We start from the raw sequence: 17,752 nt of genomic DNA, 5'->3' as shown, positions 1-17,752 counted from the left end.
AAACGGCTTATAGTGACGCCTAGAGGTTGTAAACGAAGTGAAAAAACGTGTTTCAAGCACCTAAACACCCCATTCAATCGGTCGTTATTTTGGGCGGTGGTACCGCAGGTTGGATGACCGCAGCTGCATTGGTTAAGTTGTTACCCCAATCGCAATTGACAATAACCTTGGTTGAATCTGACGCTATCGGCACCGTGGGCGTGGGCGAAGCAACGCTGCCGCACTTGCGCTATTTCAATCAACGTCTTGGCATTGATGAGCGGCAGTTTATCCGAGAAACCGGCGCAACGTTTAAACTCGGTATTGAATTTAGTCATTGGGGGCGGCAAGGTGATGCTTATATTCACCCGTTCGGTGATTACGGCAAGCCCGCCAACGGCGTGAATTTTCATCATTTTTATACAGCAGCAAAACGTAGCGACCCGTCGCTATCGTTAGATTCATTCTCGTTGCCGGTGATGGCATGCAAAGCGAAACGTTTTGATTTTCCTAGCACCGATCCTCAATCACTTCTCTCAACTTATTCGTACGCATATCATATTGATGCCGGTCAGTATGCGCGCTTTCTTCGTAGCTTCTCTGAAGCCTTGGGTGTGACGCGGATCGAGGGCAAGGTTGTTGATGTTATCACACGAGTCAGTAACGGTGAGGTTGCGGCGCTGACGCTTGAAAATGGTGATCGTATTGATGGTGATTTTTTTGTTGATTGCTCCGGTTTTCGCGGGCAATTAATTGAACAAACGTTGCACGCCGGTTACGAAGATTGGTCGCACTGGCTGCCGTGTAATCGGGCCGTAGCGGTGCCATCTAAACACGCCGGCGATCCACTACCCTACACCAAAGCAATCGCTAGGGAAGCGGGCTGGCAGTGGCAAATACCACTGCAGCACCGAATGGGCAATGGCTTGGTCTATTGTGATGAATATATGACAGCGCAGCAGGCTGAGGACAGTTTACTTAACGCGCTTCCCGGTGCCGCTTTGGCACAGCCGAATCATTTACGTTTTTGCACTGGCAAGCGCCAGCAAAGTTGGTTAAAAAACTGCGTTGCCATTGGATTATCCAGTGGGTTTGTAGAGCCGCTAGAATCGACCAGTATTTACTTGATCCAAGCCGCTGTGATGAAGTTAATTGAGCTGATGCCACAGCGTGCCAACATGGTGGTTAAGGGGCGTGAGTATAACCGCTATTTTGACCACGAAATGACACGCATTCGTGATTTTTTGATCCTGCATTACCATGCGACGCAACGCGACGACAGCGCCTTTTGGCGGTATTGCAAAACCATGCTCATTCCAGATTCATTGCAGGAGAAAATGACGCTGTTTACGCGTTACGGCATGATTGAACCGTATCGATATGGACTTTTTCTTGAGCCGTCATGGGTTGCTGTCTATTACGGGCAAGGGATAATACCGCAGAGCGTTGACGCAAGAGCGGTGGCGCAGCATCAACATGATACTGGTGCAGCCACAGCGGCAATGGCTGAACTGGCCAAGCAAGTGGATGAGTCTGTCATGCAGTTACCGACGCATGCTGCGTGGCTAAACAGGTTACATTCTGAGCATACTCCAGTGCCTGCGGGGCAAACCGCATCTGCCAGCCTGTATGGAGTACGGCATGGTTAAGCCTGCGCAAATGCAGTGTGTATCGGCAAAGACAACACCAGTAAGCGTGCTGGTAATGCTTGATCAGAGCTCGACACTGTTGGGTATGTTTTGTGCGGCAATGCTCTCTCAGGCCGGTTTCAGTGTGAATGTGAACAAGCGCAACAGGCACAAACACCATCTTGGCGATCATTCAGCCGTTGTGTTGACACCGGAGTTACTTATTACACTCAGCCAATTAGGCATTGAAGAATCAGCGCTGGTAGGGCGGGCAGAGGGGCAGTATTATTTGGCTGACAGGCTGATGAACTGGCGAGCAACCTGTGTAGCCCCCGAGTCTGATGAGACACTTATTGGTCTGGCACCGTCAGGAGTGAATGCCAATGGTATTCGTTTTTTACATTACCTAACTCGTTATCGCGCTGCCCATTCTGCAAATTTGTCTGACTTTTCACTGAATACCTTGTGCGCACAGCGCGGCGTGTTTACGCACCCGGTTAGTGATCCTCGCTCTGTTTTGTCCACGTTGGAATATGGGCTCATGGTGAATACTGAAGCGCTTGTTGAATTACTGCGTGAGGTGGCGATACGCTGTGGAGCGGGCTTCGACGCGAGTGCAAAGTCTATGGAGCATAATCTGACCATAGACTGTTGTTTTTCCGACATAGATGACGGTAATTGGCCGCTGCCGTTTTCCACCTACCGACGTTTGTCAGAGGCAGAAGTCAGTGCGATGAGTGTGTTGCCCCTCTGCCATAATCAGGCTTGGACCGAACAGGGGCTGGCACAAACATGCCAGTTAAAAACGTCTCGACATGGTCAGCTATTCGGCCATCAGGCTGAGTACGCTTTTGCAGTGGGCAATTCAGCGCCGCCAGAATGGGTTGTGTCCGCCGAGGTTGGGCAGATTATCTTAAACAATCAGGGGCTTATGCGCTATTTGGCGGATCAGGGGCTGCTGTTCTATGCCGGGATACTGCAATTACTCAGCGATACTATTGCACGTGAAGCGCCGGATCAGCTTAGCGACCCTGTACTTCACCATTATTTTAACCGAACTGCGCTGCAGCGCTATAGCGGTTGTTATGATACGGCAATGCTGCGTTTCTATTTCGCGCAACCGCACACAGAGGCTAATCGACGCGGTTTGTCGCAATATCAGCCAAGTAGCGAGCTTACGCACCTGTTTGACTTGTATAGCCAAAGCGGCGTGCTGCCAGAGTATGAGCATTACGAGGCTGACACTCACTGGCTAGAAAATAGTTTAGCGGCGTTGGGCCAGTATCCACAGGGTCATGACCTGATGGTTGATGGATTGTCTGAGCAGCAGCTCGACACTTTCATCACACAAATTAGAAGCCGCTTAAACGCGACGGCACAGCGCCTTCCCCGTATTGAGGAGTAAGTTATGCAGGCAGTGAAAAAAATAATCATACTCGGTGGCGGAAGTGCAGGGTGGATGACTGCGGCAGCACTGGCTACAGTGCTCAAAAACCAATATGCCGATATTCATCTGATTGAATCAGAAGCTGTGGGGACGGTCTCGGTAGGTGAAGCGACTATTCCTCAGATTGCACTGTTTAATCAGATTTTAGGTATCGACGAAAATGAGTTTGTGCGTGAAACACAGGCCACCTTCAAATTGGGTATCGAGTTTGTTGATTGGAAGCGGAAAAATCACCGCTATATGCACCCATTCGGTAGTTTCGGTACCGACATGGATGCCATTCAGTTTCATCACTATTGGCTAAAGCAATTCCACGCTGGAAAAGCCGATGATCTCGAAGCATTTTCGTTGGCAAGTATTGCTGCACGTCAAGGACGCTTTATGCGCCCTGAGAATCGTGGCAACTCTCCGCTTTCACAAATCGCGTACGCATTTCACTTTGATGCCACTCTATACGCGAGGTACCTGCGCAACTTTGCTGAAAAACGTGGCGTTCGGCGCACAGAAGGCAAAGTGAAAGACGTACTTGTGCGCAACAATGATGGTTTTATTGATGCGCTCGTCATGGAAAATGGGCAGCGCTGCGAGGCCGATTTGTTTATAGATTGTTCAGGTTTTAGCGGGATGTTGATTGAACAAACACTTAACGTTGGGTTTGAAGACTGGGGTCACTGGCTACCCTGCGATCGTGCTGTCGCCATGCCATGTGCAGCCCGAGAACCAGTAAATCCATACACTATCAGTACCGCACAAGATGCAGGCTGGACATGGCGTATTCCATTACAACACCGCATTGGGAATGGGTACGTGTATCCGAGCGAATTTGTGTCTGACCAGCAAGCCATCGACTGTTTAACGGCGCAGATGGAAAGCGAGCCATTAGCGCATCCGAACCTATTGCGCTGGAAAACGGGTATGCGGCGTAAGATGTGGCATAAAAACTGTGTCGCTATAGGGCTTTCCAGCGGCTTTATAGAGCCTCTGGAATCGACCGGCTTACACTTGATCCAAGCCGGTATTGCCAAGTTATTGGGCATGTTCCCACACCAGGGGTTTGACCAAGTGGATATCGATACCTTCAATCAGCAGTCGCGTATGGAAATGGAACGTATCCGCGATTTTATCATTTTGCATTACAAAGTGACCGAGCGTGAAGATTCGCCATTTTGGCAGTACTGTAAAAACATGGCGATACCAGATTACCTGCAACATAAAATTGACTTATTTGCCGCAAATGGGCGGATCTATCGTCAAGATATTGAGTTATTTAATGAAACCTCGTGGCTTGCTGTCATGCATGGTCAAGGCATAGTGCCCAAAGGCTATCACCCACTGGTTGATGTATTGAGTGAACAAGAAATTGCGCAACGTTTACAGCACATTAAACAGGTTATCGACAATTCGGTCGCCCACATGCCAATGCAATCAGAGTTTATTGCGCGACATTGTCAGGCACCGCCGAAAATGTCTTAGTGAGCACCGAATATGTGTTACTCCAATATCCTCAAACTCGGTACACTTTGCCATGAATTGTAAATAAAATGTTGCTTACACAGGGTTATATCGAATGAAATTCTCTACAAAACTTAACGCTTTTCTTATCAGTGTTGCTACCGCAACAATCAGTATACCGGCGAGTGCACACGAAATTGGCCTGCAACTATACAGTCTACGGCATCAGATGGCCGATGATTTGCCCGCCGCTATGCAGTCGGTCAATGACTGGGGGATTCATGCGGTTGAGGGCGGTGGAAACCTGTATGGTCACTCGTTGAGCGACTTCAAACGCATAATCGACGAACACCACATTCAGGTAGTCAGTGTGGACACTAGTTATGAAGAAGTGCGCGATAACCCTATTGCGGTGGCATATAAAGCCAAATTTTATGGGGCACGTTTTGCCACGTTTTACTGGATCCCTCATGAAGGTACCTTTTCCATCGATGATGCTAAAGCGGCTGTCGACGTGCTGAATACCGCCGGTGCTGTACTGAAGGAAAACGGTGTGACCTTGCAGTATCATCCGCATGGCTATGAGTTTTTCCCACATGAAGAGGGGACTATCTTGGATTACATGCTCACTCATGTAACCGAGGCTCAGTTTCAAATGGATGTTTTCTGGATTAAGCAGGGTGGGCAGGATCCTGTCGACTTCCTGACGCGCTATCCGGGTAAATTTACCTCACTGCACCTAAAAGACCGTCGGCATGGCACAGAAACAACACAGGATGGCAAAGCGGATGTCGATACTAACGTGGTGCTAGGGAGCGGTGATGTGGGTATTCAAGACGTTGTGAAAGTGGCCAAGCAGCAAGGGATCAAATACTTTTTTATTGAAGATGAATCCTCACGCGTGATGCTGCAAGTGCCTGAGAGTATCCGATATTTGCTGGAGTTGGAGGGAAGAATGCTACCATTGTAGCCAATTCACCTGTATAAAATCGTTAACATAACAATAACAAGGTTAATCGCATGCAACCTCTCATCGAAGCGGATGATAATATTGGATTTATTATTCTGATCAGCATCATTGCCGCCTTAGGCGGATTTTTATTCGGTTTTGACAGTGGCGTGATCAATGGCACCATCGACGGGCTGCAACAGGCGTTCGATTCTCAGAGCGTTGGAACCGGATTTAACGTTGCGAGTATGCTATTGGGATGTGCCGTCGGCGCTTTCACCGCCGGACGTCTTGCGGACCGTTTTGGGCGGCGCAAAATGCTGATTCTGGCGGCCATTTTGTTTATTGTCAGCGCGTGGGGATCTGGTATTTCTGGTGGCTCGTTAGAGTTTGTTATTTACCGAATACTCGGTGGTTTCGCTGTCGGTGCCGCATCGGTCATGACCCCCGCGTACATCAGCGAAATCGCGCCTGCCGCCATTCGCGGTAAATTATCCACCTTGCAGCAAGTGGCAATTATCAGCGGTTTATTTGTGGCGTTTGTGAGTAACTATCTGATTGCTGATGTAGCGGGTGGCTCAGTGAGAGAATGGTATCTGGGTTTTGAAGCGTGGCGCTGGATGTTCTGGGTCGAACTCATTCCCGCAACCCTGTTTTTGCTGGGTTTACTATTTATTCCTGAAAGTCCCCGATTTTTGGTGCTACGCGGCGAAGATACCCTTGCGATGGCGGTGCTTAAAAAGCTCTACAAGCATCGTGCTCAACCGCTGCTTGAGTCTATTCGTCAATCTGTATCGCAACAACGTACGCCCGCCTTATCCGACCTTGTCGATCCGGTTAAACAACGAATACGCCCCATTGTATGGGTTGGAATAGGGCTTGCGACGTTTCAGCAGTTAGTCGGTATCAATGTGGTTTTCTATTACGGTGCGGTGCTATGGCAAGCCGTCGGCTTTTCTGAAAGTGATGCGCTGCTGATCAATGTGATCAGCGGGGCAGTGAGTATCGGCGCTTGTATCGCAACCATCTTGTTGGTTGATAAGATTGGCAGAAAGCCCATTCTATTTATCGGTTCTCTAGGTATGACAGTGACATTGGCGTTGATGGTATTTGCTTTCGCCAATGCTGAGACAGGCGCAAACGGTAACCTTGACTTGGGCAACTACGGCACTTTGGCGCTGGTTGCCGCCAACGCCTATGTGGTTATGTTTAATTTTTCGTGGGGGCCGGTGATGTGGGTATTGCTCGGCGAAATGTTTCCGAATCAGTTACGAGGGTCGGGCTTGGCAGTAGCGGGTTTAGCGCAGTGGTTTACCAACTTTTTGATCACAATGTCGTTCCCGCTGATGCTGGGTTCTATCGGTTTGATCGGAGCCTATGGTTTTTACGCGATCTGCGCAGCGATTTCGATTATATTTGTTGGCAGGTATGTGTTCGAGACCCGCGGCACTGCGCTGGAAGATATGCAGGGTTAACCGCTATACAACTGGCGTCCCCACCAGGACTCGAACCTGGAGCAGCGGCTTAGGAGGCCGCAGTTTTATCCTGTTAAACTATGGGGACGCGGATGTCGTCTTTCGCGCCGGGCATTATGCCCTATCTAGCGCTTGGCAACAAAATCGTTTGGCTGAATGTTTGACAGCAGCGCGTCATCGACGGAACTGACGGTGGCTGTGGATGCGTAAACTCTGCGCACGATCACCTGATGTGGATGTACGGTATGTTGTAGATATCTTTGACCAAAGGGATCAATCACTTCCGATGACTTAAACAAAGTGAGTGTATCGCCAACCTGCACGTTGTGTTGTTCGCCCAAGTTGATTTGCAGTTGGTTATTATTGACGCTAAGCACTCGCCCCACGGCTTGCTCGCAGTTGAGCATCTCATCAATATCAACCGCCATGGCGTCAAATGTATCAATGATTGCTTTACCGTAAGGCGACTGCCAAAATTCGCTTGAGCGCACATCGACGTGGTCAAACTTACTGAACGTCCACGCGGCCATTGCAGAATAAGTCTTATCCATGATGAGTTCAGTGTTCATACCGTCAAAAAGCCTCGCTCGAATAACAAATGCGCGTTTCGGTGCGGTATTCCGCCAGAACGCTAAACTGCCTTCAGGGCGGTGTACACTGACGTCTTCTGCGGTAATTCCCAGAACGAACTGTGCATTCGTTCTGGTGGCTAACTGATTAACCTGAGCTTGCACGGCAGCGGCATCCCAATTAAATCGTTCGGGGATGACATCGGTGATTAGCGTATTCGACGTCAAACGCTTAAACGCATTGGGCAGCTGGTCGATTGCTGCTCCACCCAGTGCAAACAAATTGCCATCTTTGGTTTGGTCTCGGTGTGTGAATGGCATATGCGCCGTGACGACCGTTTTTTTGTACGTAGCAGCTGAACACTGGGCTGTTTGAGGGAAAATGTCAGCGCGGATCGACACGGTGACGTAATCCTGATGATAAATCTCGTCGATCAGCTCAATTTCGTTAACCTCACCGGTAGCGCGTACCTCAAGTCTGTCGTCGCGCAAAAGTCCATTAGTGAGCTGCTGTACACTGGTGACAGATGCGCCAGCGAACAAGAGTGCTTGTTTGATGGCTTCCTGCGTGGCCTGCTGTCGTGCATACTGTTTGTCGCCATTCACAATTTCAGCCTGTCCAGTTGCCTGAAACCAAGCGGCATTGGCTTGCCCACTCAAGCTGACAAACAGGCAAACCAACGCCGATAATCCGAGTCTGTTAGTGTAAGGCAATGTCTGCATGAGGTAGGCTCACCGTGTTTAATGATTGATTCACAGTGCCAGCAGCGTGTCGCTGCGGCGTATGGATTACAATTAATACAAACCCTGTGCCAGTTCTCGTCACATTGGCGCAATCTCTGCTAAGGAAACTGAGTTTAGTTGTTTTGTGTTGAGTGAAGTGATGACCTGAGGCATTGCCTTGGGTGGTTGGCTTTCAACGGTTGGAGATATCTCGTGAAATCAGTAACCCTGTCCCCATTAATGATGGCAATAACATGGTTAACGCTCCTATGCGCAGGCTGTACATCTGTGTTTGATAAGCATGTGGAATGGGAAACCATTAAACCAGAACAGTTCCCCACCTTGTCGGCTGTCGGGTATGCGCCGATTAATGCGCAGAAAGGCGATAGTGAAACGACGCGTATGCTGTTGGCAATTAAAGCGTCTAAGCTTGAGGCTTACAGAGAATTGGCCGAACAAGTCTATGGGCAACGAATTGATGGTAAACAGTCGTTACAGCAATTGGTATTAGCTGATACCCAACTTAAAAGTTCTGTCGAAGGCGTTATTCGTGGTGCGCGTGTGGTGAAATCGTACGCGGTAGGTGAAGATATGTACGCCACTGAAATGACACTCGATTTTCAAGATGTTTATGATATCTATTTATCGACGGCGCGCCCAAAGAAAGTCAAAGATGTCAGCTACTATTAGGGCTCATTAGTTAAGCACTAACGCCTTTGCCTAACGTACCACCGCGCGGTTTTCCCGAGCGGTCATAGGTGAGCGATTCTTTCGCACGTGTTTCAAGCAGTAAGTGGCGCAAATGTTCAAGTTTAAGCTGGCCTTGTTCAACGGCTTTTTGGTTGATTGACGTTCTGAACTTGCATTGCTCGATTAACTGCTTGGCCTGTTCAAACAACGCTTCTATTTCGGCGCCGATACTGCCTTTTTCGGCGACTTCCTGAGCGTAAAACGATTCTATGCTAGCGTCTTGCTCCTGGATGGCATCTAACGTGGCTTGTTTGTCATCCAAAAGATTCATTAAACCTTCGGCATCACGAGAACTGATGAGGTGAAGTTCGGTTTCTAAGAGTTGTTGCAGTTTGGTGAGATACTGAAGTTGTTGAGTAACGGCTTCGTGTAATGATGACATGTTGGACTAATGACCTCACTCGCGCAGCTGCGCGAGCTTAATAATTAACGTGTCCCGAAGATTTGCCCTTCAAGTTTAGAAATCTTGTCGGCCAATACCTCTGGATTCACTTTGTATTCACCATTCTGTATGGCTTTCTTCAGGCGATCAACTTTTTCTTGATTAACCGGTGCTTCAGAACCTTTCTTCTGAACCTGATTAAGCTGTTGAGCAGACTGAGTTAGCGACACTGAATCTTGACGTGGCGTTGCTTGAGCGGCTGCTTGCTGCGCAGGCGCTTGAGCGGCCGCACCTTTATTCTGTGCTTGCTGCTGCGAAAGCTTTTGGTTATCAATCGGTGTCTTGGGAACACCGTTGTTAATATTATTTACCGTCATGATTAATCCTCACTACCTGTAACTCCTCAGTCATTGTATCGGCAGCCCTTGGTCATACTTTAACTAAATGACTTAAAAAAATCACAGATATTGCATTAATTTTCGTAAGTGATTATACCGTATCAAGTTATTTTAAAACCTACGGTGACTAAATACTGACAACGGCGGTTTCGTGATCTTGCACTTTAGCCAGTACGGTCCGTTCTGTACGGCTGTTCATCACTCGTATTGTATCACCAATATTGCCATCTTGCTGTGCAATGCCTTTTGTACTGATGCTAAGGCCTGCTGAATTTGCCGACAGCGTAATCAAGTCACCTTTGCACACAAAACAAATCATGTTGGGATTAATAGGTTGCCCCGCTCGCACTCGATGCTTAATTCGGGCACCATAAAGCGCTGAAGGGTCCGAAAACGTCGTATGGCGCAAACTCTGACTATTAATATCGGCAGTGGTGAGGTTTTGCTGAGTTAATAATGTATCAGGGCTAACCATATCGGCGAGCACCACCACCTGCTGTCGTTCTTCAATTTTTACGTTGACAAACAAATACCAATTGTTATCTGCACAGGTCACTTTGACCGTGCCGTAAGATTGCTGCGCACCACTTTCCGTCATGCTGTAGGTATAAGGAACATCACAGGGCGCAACATTGATACGCTCGTCAATCGGATAGGCCTCAACGAATAATGTTTGAGTTTCATCGACGGGACGCTGCGATCGCACATATTCTTCTACGCCTTTTTGCACAGCGACATGAAGCTCGGCCTTCTTGTCAGTCGCCTGTTCAGCGAGTGTACTTGCGTTTAACGCCAACGGCAAAGTAGCCAATAGCGCAATAAAAAACGCTTCGGACAAATTTTTCATGTTCACACCCCACCATTTTGACTATGATTAAACCAGATTGATTGAACGCATCAAAAAGCGTCAATTTACAGGCACATTGATTCAGTTTACGCGGCATTGCGCCGATAGAGTGATAGCAACGCAACCATCGTGCCTAAATTCTCAAAAGAGGTGATGTAATGTCAGGAATACTGGACTCGGTAAATCAACGTACGCAGCTAGTAGGGCAAAACCGCTTAGAGCTGTTACTCTTCCGGCTCAATGGTCGTCAGCGTTTTGGCATTAATGTATTTAAGGTGCGGGAAGTGCTGCAGTGCCCTCCGCTCACCTCTATGCCTAAACTGAATGAGTTGGTGCGAGGCATTGCCCACATTCGAGGCCAGACTATTTCAGTGATTGATTTGAGTATGGCGACGGGCGGCAAGAAAATTGCCGACTTGAAAAACGCCTTTATCATCATTGCTGAGTATAATCGTTCAGTACAGGGGTTTCTCGTCGGATCGGTCGAGCGGATCATCAACACCAACTGGGATGCGATAATGCCCCCGCCGCAGGGCACAGGCCGCGCCAGTTACCTAACCGCGGTGACTGAAGTTGAAAACGAACTCATTGAAATTCTTGATGTAGAAAAGATTCTAAATGAGATTTCGCCGCTCAATACGGATCTAAGTGACGAGATTGCCGGTGACATTGATGTGGGTAAGAGTGCTGGTAAGATGATTTTCATCGCCGATGATTCATCCGTGGCGCGGAATCAGGTTAAAAAGGCGCTCACGTCGCTAGGGCTTGAAATTGAAATGGCCAAGAACGGGCTGGAGGCATTGAACCGCTTGAAAGAAATTGCCGCAGAGACAGGTGATATTACGGATAGAGTCGGTGTACTGGTGTCTGACATCGAGATGCCGGAAATGGATGGTTATACGCTCACTGCGGAAATCAAAAATACGCCGGAGTTACAAAAACTGCATGTGGTGCTGCATACATCGTTAAGCGGCGTATTCAATCAGGCGATGGTGCAAAAGGTCGGCGCCGACGACTTTATTGCCAAATTCCACCCAGATGAATTAGCCACCGCCGTGCAAAAATGGTTGAGAACCTAAGGCGCATCGACGTTGCTTAACAGAGAGTTTTCGCCTGAGAATTATCAGCGGTTTGGGCGCTTCTTAGAACAGCGTACCGGTATTGTACTGGGAGATGCCAAACAGTATTTGGTGCGCAGTCGTCTGATCAGTTTTCTACACGAATATCCGGACACGGATCTTGATGGCATTATTGATAAGGCTATCAGCGGCAACGATCTCAACCTTCAACAGCGAGTCATTGATGCAATGACGACCAATGAAACGCTGTGGTTTAGAGATACGTACCCGTTTTCATTGTTAACCCATCATATCCTACCGGGGTTGCAGGACAAACAGCGCCTACGCATCTGGAGTGCGGCCTGTTCTACTGGCCAGGAAGCGTATTCAATCGCGATGACTCTTCTCGAGTACCAAAGTCAGCACAAAGAGGCTTTCCGAGGTGGTTTTGAGATAGTAGGAACCGATATTTCACGCCGTGTTTTGAATATGGCAAAGTCGGCTCACTACGACCTGATGTCGGTGGGTCGGGGTTTGCCAGCCGCGTTACAGCGAAAATATTTTGACACCAATGAAGACAAATCGGTTACCGCAAAGCTTGAACTGCAACGCTGCGTGACGTTTAAACCACTCAACCTGCTTGAAAGCTATACCGGTTTGGGCATGTTCGATATTATTTTTTGCCGCAATGTGCTCATCTATTTCTCGACCGACAACAAAAAGAAGATACTGCAACAAATTGCCGCCGTGCTCGACCCGAAAGGCAGTTTGATGTTGGGCGCGTCTGAATCCGTCAACGCAGCCGCCGATCTGTTCAGTATGACAAAAGCAACTAATGGCTTGTTTTATCAACATAAACCTCGTTAACGCATCGCTTCTTCGTTAAAAATTACAGCCTATACGTAACACTGGCACACCCCTTGCTGAATATTTCCGCAGAGAAGGAGTGTGTAATGGCAATTAATTTAGACAGATTGGTTGGTTTTCATCATCAGGCAGTGAAAGTCAGAACTGAGCAGATGGAAGTCATCTCTGGTAACTTGGCAAATGCGAATACGCCAGGCTACAAGGCCCGCGGTATCGATTTCCAGCAGGCAATGAAAAGTGCCAAGCTTGCGCAGTCACACAATCTGGTCAAAACCCACGAAAAACACATGAGTGGTTCAACACAGCCACAATGGGATCTGAAATTCAGAGAGCCAACACAACCGGATACCGGTGATGGCAACACGGTAGATATTCAACATGAACGTAATCAGTTTCTGGATGTAGGGATGCGATTCCAAGCCAGTACTGAATTACTCAGCGGAAAAATTAAAGGCATGAAGAAGGCACTAAGTGGAGGGCAAGGCGGATGAGTTCACTGTTTAGAGTTATGGACATTGCCACGACCGGTATGTCGGCTGAAAATGTGCGTCTTAATACGACGGCAAGTAATATCGCCAACGCGAATAGTGTTAGCAGTAGTTACGACCAGACTTACAAGGCCCGGCACCCCGTGTTTGCCGCTGAGCTTGAGCGCGCAACCAATGCACAAGGTATTGGCGGCGGTAGAGGAGTGCAGGTACTCGGCGTTGTCGAAAGTCAAAAACCATTGCAAATCGAATACGCGCCGGGTAACCCGATGGCCGATGAGAATGGTTATATCTACAAGCCAAATGTCAATGTCGTGGAAGAAATGGCGAACATGCTGTCTGCTTCCAAAGGCTACGAAACCAATATTCAAGTGGCCGATACAACCAAGCGTTTGTTCCGACGCGTATTGCAGATAGGTCAAGGTCGCTAGCCGACGGACTAAACTGAGGATAAGACAGTGGATACAGTAAGAAACAATGGTCTGGACCCGAACCTCTATTTGAAAGAAGAGAAGTTTAAGGTCAGTGACGGTACTGAGCAAAATCTCAGTCAGGAAGATTTCTTTGCCTTGCTCACCGAGCAGCTTTCGAATCAGGATCCAACTAAACCGGTAGACAACGACCAGTTGGTGGCACAGATGACCTCGTTTACTACGGCCGATGGCGTGAATAAATTAAATGAGCAATTTGAGTCATTTTCCGCCTCAATGACGTCTAACCAAGCGTTGCAAGCGTCCAGTCTGATTGGGCAAGACGTCCTCGTTGCCGGTGACACTGCTTATATGGGCGCCGCTGGAGAAGGGATATCTGGTGTGGTTGTGAATGAATCAACCGCGCAAAATATGCAAATCACGATTGAAAATAAGTTCGGTGAAATTATCAAGGTGATAGATGCAGGCACGCAAGCCGCAGGCAATGTTGAATTTAATTGGGATGGTACCGACCAACGCGGCAATCCTATGCCGCCGGGAGATTACCGCGTAAAAGCACAGGGCGAAGTGTTCGGTGAAGGTGTGGCTATTCCCACAGCAATTAATCGCCATGTCGGCAGTGTGAGTTTGGCCGGCAGTAATCAGGGCGTCATCTTAAATTTGGCTGGCAATGTGAGCATTCGCTTAGACGATGTCATTCAAATCGGTAGTTAACAGGAGAGAATCATGTCTTTTAATATAGCGCTTAGTGGTGTTGCAGCCGCGCAACGAGACTTAGATGTTACCGCAAACAATATCGCGAACGTCAACACAGTGGGTTTTAAAGAGTCTCGTGCCGAATTTGGTGACGTATACGCCGCCTCATTACTGTCTGGTGGCAAGACCAAAGTGGGTGATGGTGTGCTCACGCAGGAGGTTGCCCAACAGTTTTCTCAAGGTAGCTTGCAATTCACCAACACGGCATTGGATTTAGCCATTACCGGCAACGGGTTTTTTGCCACCGTACCGGAAATTGATTCGCGCGACTTTTCATTCACGCGTGCGGGTCAATTCAAGCTCGATTCAGATAACTTTGTGGTTAACTCCAACGGTGACAACCTACTTGGCTTTCCTGTGAATGCGGATGGCACTTCTGCTTCAGTTGCGTTGAGTACGACAGTTCCGGTGCGCATTCCTGACTCTTCAGGTTCACCACAGCCGACCTCAGAAGTTGATTTGCGTTTCAACCTACCTGCGGGCGACCCAGCGAAAGACGTGACAGCCTTTGACCCGGCAGATCCTTTGACCTACAACGCGGCGACGTCAGTGACCATCTATGATTCATTAGGTGATAGTCATGTGATGACTTACTACTTTATTAAAGATCAAGCCGCGGGTGCGAATGAATGGTTAATGGTGACGGCAGTTGACGACCAATTAGTCAATCAAAGCGATGCAAACGGTAACGAAGTGTTACCCGGCGCCGCCGTCAATGTCGCTGGTAATGGTGCGAATGCGACATCGGCAGCCCGCTTGACATTTACACCCGGCGGTGAGTTCTTAGGTTTATTCGGCGCCGATAATCTGGCTCCGGTCGCTCCACAAGCGAATAAATTGTTGACAGCCCAACTGGGTGGAATCTTATCAAATGGTTCAGACACCACCCAACGTATTAGCATTGATTTTAACTTCACACCAGGCGGCCAAACCCCAGAAGAACCCACGCAGTTTGCCTCGGCTTTTGAGGTAACCTCGTTGGAGCAGGATGGTTTACCGGTGGGGCGATTAACCGGCATTGACATCGGGCCCGATGGCTTAGTTCGAGCCACATTTTCAAACGGTACATCTGAACCCATCGTTCGGGTGGCGCTAGCACGCTTCTCCAATGAACAAGGGCTAACCCAGCAAAGTAATACGCAATGGAAAGAGAGTATTTTGTCTGGCGAAGCGCTAGCGGGTGAAGCGACAACCGGTACGTTTGGAGATATTAATTCGTCCGCGCTTGAACAAGCGAACGTCAACTTGACCACGGAACTTATCGATTTGATTATCGCGCAGCGAAACTTTCAGGCCAACTCACGAGCACTGGAAGTGAATAACCAGCTGAATCAGACGATTCTGAACATCCGATAAATTATCATGTTGTAACCCAAGGGCTCATTCGAGCCCTTTTTCTTATTTGTTTCAATTATTCTTTACTTCTCAATCAGTTGCGCTGCTGGTAGGCAGTGAATCACATCTTGGCACTGCTTTGCCCCCCTACCAGCGATGGCAGTGGACCGACTTGGGCGCTGAACGAGTCAGCGTCTCGACGCACTACTGCATTTATTTCCCTATGCTGATTAATGTGTAAATCACTTTCATTGGGATAACCTAAGCCATGTTGCGCTAGAGATAAAACACCGGTGGCTCTTTTTTCAACATACCGGCGTGGATCACCGGCATACAGATCGATTCGATTGGCACGGCGGTTGTAGGCAAAGCCGAACGCTTGCTCAGAACCCTGATGAGTCATTTCAGCTGGCCAGCGCATACGCCATAACCACCAAAAGTTGTTGCCCAAGTTAACTGGCGACCCCCACGATTCTCCGGTCGACGATTGCCAACTGATATTCGCCGTTCTGATAGTTTGGTTTTGTGCATTGGTGTAACGCGCGTAGGCGAGCAATAAAAGTTGCCCATCCGGTGTGGTCATCAACTTCGGGTCGCGCACGTCAGCTGATGCCACACTGATGCGTTGTTGAAACAGAAGATTACCCTGCAAATCAAGGCAAAAAATGCGAATGATTCCGTCTCCACTGACGTGGGTACTGGCTTCGCGAAACGCACAAAAAAGCCTTCCTCGAAACTGCACCAAGTCAGTAAACGCACAGTGTCTGTGGTTAAAGGTGAGCTGCTTGAGCCACTTTACAAAAATTTTTCGATCATTTTTCATGCAAAAAAAGCAAATAAAACCAATTGATTACCCCAGTATAGGCGGCAATTCCTTGCCGTGACGCGGAAATTATTGGTTTTTTTATTAAAGGCTTTGGCGAGGGCGTCGATAAAGATTACGAGAGAGCCAGTACATGAATCCCCATAATAGGGTGCAGTGTTCTACTAATTTAACCAAATCACCGGTTCACCGGTTGCCAGCAAACGCTGGACTGAGAGTGTAGGAGTATCCATTATGGGTCTTTTTGTAAATACTAATGTCTCGGCTTTAAACGCCCAGCGTCAGCTATTCAATTCTTCCAACGCCTTAGACACGTCTTTCGAGCGTTTGTCTTCAGGTTTCCGCATTAACCGTGCTGCAGATGATGCTGCCGGCTTGCAAATTACTGACCGTATGACGTCGCAAATCCAAGGCTTGAACCAAGCCGTACGAAATGCGAACGATGCGATTTCACTGGTACAAACTGCTGAAGGTGCGTTGGGTGAAACAACGAATGCACTACAACGTATTCGCCAGCTAGCAGTGCAGTCTCAAAACGGTATTAACTCGTCTGCAGACCGCTTGGCGCTTCAAAAAGAAGTGTCTGCGCTGAAAACTGAAATCACGCGTATTTCGACCGACTCACAATTCAACGGTGTTGATTTGTTGACCGGCGGCTTCTCCGCTTCTTTCTTAGTCGGTGCCAACGGCGGTCAAACGATTTCTGTTAACTTATCTGCAGCTAATTTGCAGGGTGTGAACGGCTTCAGCGCCGCCGGTCTAGGTCTTGAAGACAGCACAGTAGCTACTACGGCTGGTGCGTCTGGTGTGTTAACTCAGGTTGATGCAGCGCTATCAGCGATTGGTGGTGCGCGTGCTGACTTGGGTGCACTGCAAAATCGCTTCCAGTCTACGATCCGTAACTTGAGCAATATCGCTGAAAATGTGTCTGCTGCTCGCTCACAAATCAGAGACACTGATTTTGCGACGGAAACCGCTGAATTAACGCGTAATCAGATTATCCAGCAGGCAAGTACCACCGTACTGTCTCAGGCTAATCAGCGTCCTCAGTCAGCGCTACAGTTACTCGGCTAAGCGTTAGCCTAAACTTCATCAGCTTGATGTTACGCCAGGAGGTAGTTTCGGGTTATATCCATCAAGTTGTTGAGACTTCGCTCCATCTCCTAACGTAGAGCGGTTGGCCAGACAGTTGTCTGGCCATTTTTTATTTCATCCTATCTATTTGATTTTATTCAACTAATAAAATTTCTTTATTTTTTATCTAAAGCAATCATCCCGCCTGCACGATAACTATTTTGAAGGCACTCAGCGAATAAAAATAATCAACGCAGAGGCACTTCGGCTTAATACCCTCTAACAATAATAATAGTGGATTGAGCCTCGACAGCTAACCCA

18 protein-coding genes and 1 tRNA gene are annotated in these 17,752 nt (G+C 48.3%); 13 read left to right on the top strand and 6 right to left on the bottom strand.

Annotated elements, in window-relative coordinates:
* Nucleotides 1-47: 47 nt before the first annotated feature.
* From KIU71_RS01025 to KIU71_RS01005, 5 genes are all read left to right on the top strand, one after another.
* Entirely contained in the window at nt 48-1,628 is a 1,581-nt protein-coding gene (locus tag KIU71_RS01025) for a tryptophan halogenase family protein (protein WP_214129242.1), read from the top strand.
* Nucleotides 1,621-3,012 (top strand): tryptophan 7-halogenase, encoded by a 1,392-nt coding sequence (locus tag KIU71_RS01020; protein WP_214129241.1) that lies wholly within the window; start codon nt 1,621-1,623, stop codon nt 3,010-3,012. The genes KIU71_RS01025 and KIU71_RS01020 overlap by 8 nt, the downstream gene beginning before the upstream one ends.
* 3 nt (nt 3,013-3,015) lie before the next feature.
* The gene (locus KIU71_RS01015; RefSeq protein WP_214129240.1) at nt 3,016-4,527 is read left to right on the top strand and encodes a tryptophan halogenase family protein; all 1,512 of its coding nucleotides are present in this window, start codon (nt 3,016-3,018) and stop codon (nt 4,525-4,527) included.
* A gap of 94 nt (nt 4,528-4,621) precedes the next feature.
* The gene (locus KIU71_RS01010) at nt 4,622-5,476 is read left to right on the top strand and encodes a sugar phosphate isomerase/epimerase family protein (RefSeq protein ID WP_214129238.1); all 855 of its coding nucleotides are present in this window, start codon (nt 4,622-4,624) and stop codon (nt 5,474-5,476) included.
* A 50-nt stretch (nt 5,477-5,526) separates the two neighbouring features.
* A complete protein-coding gene (locus KIU71_RS01005; protein WP_214129237.1) occupies nt 5,527-6,930 on the top strand; it encodes a sugar porter family MFS transporter in 1,404 nt (467 codons plus the stop codon).
* A 12-nt stretch (nt 6,931-6,942) separates the two neighbouring features.
* On the opposite strand, the gene KIU71_RS01000 is transcribed toward KIU71_RS01005, so the two are convergent.
* Both KIU71_RS01000 and KIU71_RS00995 read right to left on the bottom strand, forming a co-directional pair.
* Nucleotides 6,943-7,018, bottom strand: a tRNA-Arg gene (locus KIU71_RS01000).
* 37 nt (nt 7,019-7,055) lie between these two features.
* On the bottom strand, nt 7,056-8,222 hold the full coding sequence (locus tag KIU71_RS00995) for a flagella assembly protein FlgT (protein ID WP_214129236.1): 1,167 nt from the start codon (nt 8,220-8,222) through the stop codon (nt 7,056-7,058).
* Between the two features lie 240 nt (nt 8,223-8,462).
* On the opposite strand from KIU71_RS00995, the gene KIU71_RS00990 reads away from it, so the two are divergent.
* Nucleotides 8,463-8,912 (top strand): LPP20 family lipoprotein, encoded by a 450-nt coding sequence (locus KIU71_RS00990; RefSeq protein WP_214129699.1) that lies wholly within the window; start codon nt 8,463-8,465, stop codon nt 8,910-8,912.
* Between the two features lie 10 nt (nt 8,913-8,922).
* On the opposite strand, the gene flgN is transcribed toward KIU71_RS00990, so the two are convergent.
* The 3 genes from flgN to flgA all read right to left on the bottom strand — a co-directional run bounded on the left by flgN (nt 8,923) and on the right by flgA (nt 10,599).
* Nucleotides 8,923-9,354, bottom strand: coding sequence for a flagellar export chaperone FlgN (gene flgN / locus KIU71_RS00985; protein WP_214129235.1), 432 nt, complete (start codon nt 9,352-9,354; stop codon nt 8,923-8,925).
* Nucleotides 9,355-9,398: 44 nt separating this feature from the next.
* Nucleotides 9,399-9,731 carry a flagellar biosynthesis anti-sigma factor FlgM gene (gene flgM / locus KIU71_RS00980; protein WP_214129234.1) on the bottom strand — a complete coding sequence of 111 codons (333 nt, stop codon included), beginning with the start codon at nt 9,729-9,731 and terminating at the stop codon, nt 9,399-9,401.
* 148 nt (nt 9,732-9,879) lie between these two features.
* Entirely contained in the window at nt 9,880-10,599 is a 720-nt protein-coding gene (flgA, locus tag KIU71_RS00975; protein ID WP_214129233.1) for a flagellar basal body P-ring formation chaperone FlgA, read from the bottom strand.
* Between the two features lie 158 nt (nt 10,600-10,757).
* Between flgA and KIU71_RS00970 the strand changes: the two genes are divergently transcribed.
* The 6 genes from KIU71_RS00970 to flgE all read left to right on the top strand — a co-directional run bounded on the left by KIU71_RS00970 (nt 10,758) and on the right by flgE (nt 15,555).
* Nucleotides 10,758-11,678 (top strand): chemotaxis protein CheV, encoded by a 921-nt coding sequence (locus tag KIU71_RS00970; RefSeq protein ID WP_214129232.1) that lies wholly within the window; start codon nt 10,758-10,760, stop codon nt 11,676-11,678.
* A gap of 12 nt (nt 11,679-11,690) precedes the next feature.
* The gene (locus tag KIU71_RS00965) at nt 11,691-12,524 is read left to right on the top strand and encodes a CheR family methyltransferase (RefSeq protein WP_214129231.1); all 834 of its coding nucleotides are present in this window, start codon (nt 11,691-11,693) and stop codon (nt 12,522-12,524) included.
* Between the two features lie 86 nt (nt 12,525-12,610).
* Nucleotides 12,611-13,015: a flagellar basal body rod protein FlgB gene (flgB, locus tag KIU71_RS00960; RefSeq protein ID WP_214129230.1), complete on the top strand. Its 405-nt coding sequence runs from the start codon at nt 12,611-12,613 to the stop codon at nt 13,013-13,015.
* Nucleotides 13,012-13,443, top strand: a complete 432-nt coding sequence (gene flgC, locus KIU71_RS00955; RefSeq protein ID WP_214129229.1) for a flagellar basal body rod protein FlgC — start codon at nt 13,012-13,014, stop codon at nt 13,441-13,443. Before flgB ends, flgC begins: the two co-directional genes overlap by 4 nt.
* 27 nt (nt 13,444-13,470) lie before the next feature.
* The gene (flgD, locus tag KIU71_RS00950; protein ID WP_214129228.1) at nt 13,471-14,157 is read left to right on the top strand and encodes a flagellar hook assembly protein FlgD; all 687 of its coding nucleotides are present in this window, start codon (nt 13,471-13,473) and stop codon (nt 14,155-14,157) included.
* Between the two features lie 12 nt (nt 14,158-14,169).
* Nucleotides 14,170-15,555, top strand: a complete 1,386-nt coding sequence (gene flgE / locus KIU71_RS00945) for a flagellar hook protein FlgE (RefSeq protein WP_214129227.1) — start codon at nt 14,170-14,172, stop codon at nt 15,553-15,555.
* A gap of 100 nt (nt 15,556-15,655) precedes the next feature.
* Here the strand turns inward: flgE and KIU71_RS00940 are convergent, their stop codons facing one another.
* Nucleotides 15,656-16,357: a hypothetical protein gene (locus KIU71_RS00940; protein ID WP_214129226.1), complete on the bottom strand. Its 702-nt coding sequence runs from the start codon at nt 16,355-16,357 to the stop codon at nt 15,656-15,658.
* Nucleotides 16,358-16,591: 234 nt separating this feature from the next.
* On the opposite strand from KIU71_RS00940, the gene KIU71_RS00935 reads away from it, so the two are divergent.
* Entirely contained in the window at nt 16,592-17,431 is an 840-nt protein-coding gene (locus KIU71_RS00935; protein WP_214129225.1) for a flagellin N-terminal helical domain-containing protein, read from the top strand.
* The last annotated feature ends 321 nt before the right edge of the window (nt 17,432-17,752 follow it).

The sequence above is a fragment of the Alteromonas oceanisediminis genome, from assembly GCF_018474025.1.
GTDB lineage: Bacteria > Pseudomonadota > Gammaproteobacteria > Enterobacterales > Alteromonadaceae > Alteromonas_E > Alteromonas_E oceanisediminis.
The sequence above is the reverse complement of the archived record's forward strand: the minus strand, read 5'-3'. Positions and strand labels throughout refer to the sequence as shown.